The sequence below is a fragment of the Wolbachia endosymbiont of Atemnus politus genome (genome assembly GCF_013309895.1).
This window is the reverse complement of record NZ_JAAXCS010000164.1, coordinates 1-2248: the sequence shown is the minus strand read 5'-3', so window position 1 is coordinate 2248 and position 2248 is coordinate 1. Positions and strand designations below refer to the sequence as shown.

At 36.8% G+C, this 2248-nt stretch carries 1 protein-coding gene and 1 pseudogene; one reads left to right on the top strand and one right to left on the bottom strand.

Annotated features, from left to right (window positions below):
* Positions 1-1309, bottom strand: a 1309-nt coding sequence (locus HET73_RS07140; RefSeq protein WP_174134273.1) for a dihydroorotase, incomplete at its 3' end; no start/stop codon positions are given.
* 393 nt (positions 1310-1702) lie between these two features.
* Between HET73_RS07140 and HET73_RS07135 the strand changes: the two are divergent.
* Positions 1703-2248, top strand: a pseudogene (locus HET73_RS07135) (ankyrin repeat domain-containing protein); the annotation flags it as partial.

The window sequence follows — 2248 nt, the reverse complement described above, 5'->3', positions numbered from 1 at the left end:
TGCCGGACACAATAGTGCGTATTACTTGTCCTTTTACCTTGCGTCCGTCAAAAGGAGAATTTTTTGATTTACTGGCAAAATTGTCTATTTTAATTTCCCATTCGTGATTCAGGTCAACTAGAATTAAGTCTGCAGCAAGGTTTTTCTGTATGCGACCGCGTGGTATGTGTGTTATATCTGCAGGCTTGTATGTGAGTTTTGCTAGTACATCAAACAAGCTCATCTGCCCACTATGGTAAAGTTCAAGTGAGATGGGCAGCATTGTCTCGAGGCCTACAATGCCAAATGCAGCGTTCTCAAGTGGCAGATCTTTAGAACTGCGATCATGCGGTGCGTGATCGGTTGCAATGCAATCAACCACACCTATTTTTAAACCTTCAACCATGGCCAAACGGTCCTCTTCGGTGCGAAGTGGCGGGTTCATTTTCGCGATTGCCCCATGTTGTTTTACTATATCTTCAGTTAAAGTGAAATGATGAGGGGTTACCTCGCACGTAACATTTAATCCTAAATCCTTTGCACGTTTAATAGCATCAAGTGAATCTTTTGAAGAAACGTGTAAAATATGATAGTGAACATTTTCTATATCTTTCATAAGCAGTATATCGCGACTTACCATGACCGATTCTGATGCACTTAAAATTCCCTTTACTCCCAATTCCTCAGAAATCTTACCTTCGTTAATTGCTCCGCCTGCTGATAAATTTAAATCTTCCGCATGTTGAGCAATAGGGACATTCAGCATACTTGAATAAAGTAGCGCCTGCCTCATAACCATTGGATTCATAACTGGCATACCATCATCAGTAAACCCAACTGCACCTGCTTCTTTTAAAAGGGCCATTTCAGTTAACTTTTCCTCTGAAGTGGTAATTTTAGCGTAGAATTCAATGTTCACATGTGAAGTTTCAAGCGCTCTATATTTTAAATATTTAGCCAAAATGACACTATCTATTGCTGGAGTAGTGTTTGGCTGGCAGACTACAGTTGTAACACCTCCTGCGGCTGCAGATTTGCTACCTGTATATATGGTTTCCTTATGCTCCTGACCTGGCTCACGAAAATGCACGTGAATGTCAACAAGGCCCGGCATTAGAACAAGCCCTTCGCACTCTATTGTTTCATCAACCTCACTTGGAGCTCCATCTGAAAATAATGATTCACCAAAATCAACGATTTTGTTCCCCTCAGTTAACAGTGAACCTTTTATATCAAGTTTAGTTTCTGGGTCGATAATGCGAGCGTTTGTATATGCTACCTTATAATTTTCCTTCTGCCCTGTTTGCAATAAATTCCACGTTTGAATCATTGAGTTGTAAATGTTGATTATGAAATAAATCTAAAGTTTTTTTTAATAAAATACAACCAAATTAAAATACGAACAGAAGTTATAAAAGCTTTTGCATAAAAATGATCACATTTAAATTTCTGTAGTCTCCTATCCTGTTTTAACAGCAGCATATTCTTAATCTACTTTAGCTACATTTATTATTTTTTAAGATTAAATAGTTAAAATAGTAGGTAAATATTGAAGTGGGGTTTAACTATGATGGCAAATTTTCTAATAGCAACTAGTTTTCTGCCTTTCCACCTATATTTCGATTACACATACAACGTTTAGCTCAATTTAAAAGTCTAATTCAATAGGTTGTTAGTTTAATAGCGCTAACAACCAAATAGCTTTTAATATTAGGGGTTTAGCATGAGTATGGATCTAAGTGCACTAGCTACTAATGCAGATAAATTAGAAGAATGCATAGATAAAAATGAAAAGCGAGAGCAGGAGGGAAAAGAAAAAGACAAGCAATTGCGTGACACCATAGAGAGGAAAGTAAAAAAAGAAGAACATAGGCGTAAAAAACCAAGAAGTCGAGATGGAACTCTCAAAAGGTGTAAAAGGTTATTTAAGGAAGGTGCTAGCCCTGATGTATTAGCTGAATTAGAAGAATCGCTTAGAGAACAAGAAAAATACCATAGGTACTATGTCCAGTGTTTCCTTCCGGTATTGAATAGAAAAATATCGAAAGAATTAGACCCTATAAAAAAAGAGGAAATAGGACAAGTAATTTCAGAAATTACTGGAAAGAACAACGATCAAAATCATTACAATCGTAGTAATAGTGAAGACAGCGGAGTAGGAAGTGATAGTGATGATGATCGTAAATATCAAACCAATGATACAGAGCCTAAAAATGGAGAAATTTTTAGTGTATGTGCTGATGAGGACATTAACGATCGCTTATTGGAA